Origin of the sequence: Geminocystis sp. GBBB08 (genome assembly GCF_016743215.1) — a bacterium.
Lineage (GTDB): Bacteria > Cyanobacteriota > Cyanobacteriia > Cyanobacteriales > Cyanobacteriaceae > Geminocystis.
In genome coordinates this window covers 1-3,295 of record NZ_VRZC01000259.1, presented here as the reverse complement: position 1 = coordinate 3,295, position 3,295 = coordinate 1, and the positions used below count along the sequence as shown (strand labels likewise).

2 protein-coding genes are annotated in these 3,295 nt (G+C 32.2%); both read right to left on the bottom strand.

Going from position 1 to position 3,295, the window contains the following annotated elements; all coding sequences use genetic code 11:
• Positions 1-634 (bottom strand): hypothetical protein (locus tag FWJ34_RS18870; RefSeq protein ID WP_308256873.1); only part of this gene is annotated, 634 nt, incomplete at its 3' end.
• Positions 635-751: 117 nt separating this feature from the next.
• Positions 752-2,596: a hypothetical protein gene (locus FWJ34_RS18865; RefSeq protein ID WP_308256872.1), complete on the bottom strand. Its 1,845-nt coding sequence runs from the start codon at positions 2,594-2,596 to the stop codon at positions 752-754.
• Positions 2,597-3,295: the final 699 nt, after the last annotated feature.

Sequence of the window (3,295 nt, the reverse complement as noted above, 5' to 3'; positions counted from 1 at the left end):
CTATATCATTAAATAAAACTAATATTTTTTGATGGTTATTAATAATTTTTTCAATAGTTTGTTTTTCGGAATTAGTTATATCACCATGAATAATAAATAAAATTAAATCCTCTTGAAATGATAATAGTTTTAAATTAATATCAGAATTTTCTAAAGTATTTAAAGTTTCGATATTTATTTTAAATTTAACATCGCCAAAATGAGTTTTTAAAATATTATTTAAACTGAGGGGACTAACTTTATTGTTACTAAGAATACAAATATCTAAATAGTTTTTTTTAATGTTATTGTTAATTAATGATAGTCTTTCCTGAAAAGCATCATAACTATTGGTAAATAATTCTTGATTTTTAGATTCTTTTACTTCCATATTTAAACAACTGAGCATGGTTTTTATCCCAGTAATTTTTTTTTGAAAATCAGTGAAAGTAATAGATAAACTCTGAGATGAATTGACAATCTTTAGTTTTTTTTTTCGTTTTAAAATAAGCCAAAAACCTGCTATTAATGTTATAATAACAAGCCTAAAATCACCCATTTCACCTACAGAATTTTTCAGACTTTGTGTTATCCAAAGCAAAAAAGAAAGACTTACTCCAGTGACTAAAATTGGTCTTTTGATCGATATATTCATAATAATTAAGTTTAATAATAAAATTATAGCTGAACTCTTCCGAACTCAGAACTTAGAACTTAGAACTCAGATATAATAATAAATCAATACTTAGACAAAATAATATAAAGAATTTTATCAATTATAAAAATTAGTTTCTTGAACGGGAGTATTATTATTTAAAGGCGAAATTAATTCATTTCTCCAATTTTTAATTTCCTGTCTAGCTTGGCTATAAGCTGAACTACTAGAAGGTATCATTTCGGCAATACTAATGGCTTGTTCAATAGATGATGGGGAGTAGTCTCCGGCGGTTCTTCGTGCTAAAATTAGTAATTGTTCTGACCAACGATTCATTGCCTGAAGACTTTGAGATTCTACGGTAGAAGATGATGGTATTCTCCGAACTATACTAATGGCACTAGATAAAGATTGAGGATCATTATTTTGTGCTATTTGATACGCTCTTTGTAAATCTTCTTGGGCATTAATTTCTCTACGCCATTGACGAATTTGAGCTTGAGCATCGGTGTATAATGCCCGTCCTCTACCAATACGACTGGCAGTATTAACGGCTTCTTGATAGTTATTATTATTCCCTAAAATGATCGCTTGATCTAACAGTGGTTGATCTTCGATTCTTTCAATGTTACGTCTCCAATCTCTGATTAAATTACTAGCTTCACTGTACAATGCCCTATCTGATTTGATTTGACTCGCTTCATTAATCGCATTTTGCCATGATTGAATATTATTTCCTTGAGCTAATTCTTGAGCTTTGGCTAATATCGGTTTATCTTCTTGAATTTGTATATCTTTTTGCCACTGTCGTATTTCTTGTCGTGCTTCCCGATAAAGGGGATTTTCGTTACTAACTAATTGAGCTTTGGCGATCGCCGCATTCAAATCTCCGACTTGACCAGATCTGGCTAAGTCTCTAGCATTAGCTAAGTAAGTTAAATCTTCTTTTTGAGCAACCCATTGAGAAGTTAATTCTCTACTTTTCTGATAAATTTTACTATCACTAGGAATTTGTTCAACTTCAGCGATAGCTAATTCCATGCCAGAAACAGTACCTAAATTGGCGTTTTTTCCAGCACTAGCTATAGTTGCCCAGTCTCTAGCTTGATTTTTCAGGTTGCCATTATCAGGCATTTTAGCGGCTAATTCTGATAAATTATTCCAATCTTGATGATCAACAAATTTTTCAACAATAGTGATAATTTTATCTTGAGCATCTTTAATTAGTTTAGTTGCTTCGTTGTAAGAATAACTAGAGGGAGAAATAACCGAAGCAATTTCAATGGTTTTCAATAAATTATCAATACCTCCAGCTCTCAAAGTGCTATAAGCCCCATCAAGTTGTTTACTTTCTTCTCTTGCTAAATTAATAGTTTTGACTGTTTCTTGATATTGAGTATTTTGCCAATAATCATTATTGATATTTAAAAGTTTCACTGCCACTAAAAAAGCCTTATTCCATTGAGAATTTTTTAACTCTGTCTCAACTTCTTCTTGAATTGCTTCCGCTTTATCCCATACTTGTGTCCATTTAGTAATTCTTTCCTCAATGGTGTGATAATTATCTACTTGGGGAGGTATTTTACGAGCAATGGCGATGGCTTCTTCTAATTTTCCTTCATTGAATTCCTTTTCAGCTAACATCAGAATATCATTAGACCATTCTGCCACATGACGATTAATTTCATTGCGCAGAGGATGATTTGGAGATAAAACTTCTAACAAAGTAATCGCTTCTAATAAACTATCAACAGTATTTTTATCAGCCTGTAATTGTGCGCAGTAAATACGATTAGTAGCGGAACTGAAAAATAAAGAAATTCGATTACAACTAGGATTACTAGGTAAGCGTAATAAAGCGGTAGTAGCGATAAATCCAACGCCTCCAAAAGAAAGAGCTAAAATAACACTTAATAACTGCCATGAAATTTGCCAATTATTGCTTTCAGTTTTTGTAGTCATAGGTGAAATAATTTAAAATTGCCTTTTAAAAATAATGATAATGTTAGTGAAATCAAAAAAAGAGTATGGGAAAATAATAACAGATCAAATTTGACTTAACATATATTAACATGACCATAGACTTGTTGCACAAGTTAGGCAACGATGCTCCGATGCTCTTGGGATACACAATGATCGCCGTTAACCGTAGTTAAACGCAGGTCAATTGTTGGTGATTCGCTGTCGGATTGACTCCCCTACGTTGTTTGCGTGGAGGGCGTTCTGGACTCTTGGGGGTATCCGTCCCCGAATACGCTTCAAAAACTTTATCCCAAGTTTCTTGTGTCACCTGAAAATAAAATTCTTGAAACTTCCGAGTTCGTTCTAGTAGAATACCTTTAGCAACTGGGATGATAGCCAAACCTTTCCTTAACTTGTTTTGGGGTTAAATATTCCCTCTTTTTGTAACTTCTGAAATGTTATAAATAACCCCATTTTACTAAGTTATTATGTGACTAGATTCATTGGCAATGGGATAGTTGCCCCTTGTTAGAATTAGAGTATGTAATTTTACTAATTCTTTATTATACTGATTTGTTTGAATAGATTGATCTTATAATAATAATCTTTATCACAGCAAGTCAAAAAAACCCATGAACGCTAACGTAATGAATGTTGTCTCGGTACAGGAACAACTAAGGCATTTTGCAAGTTCTAACA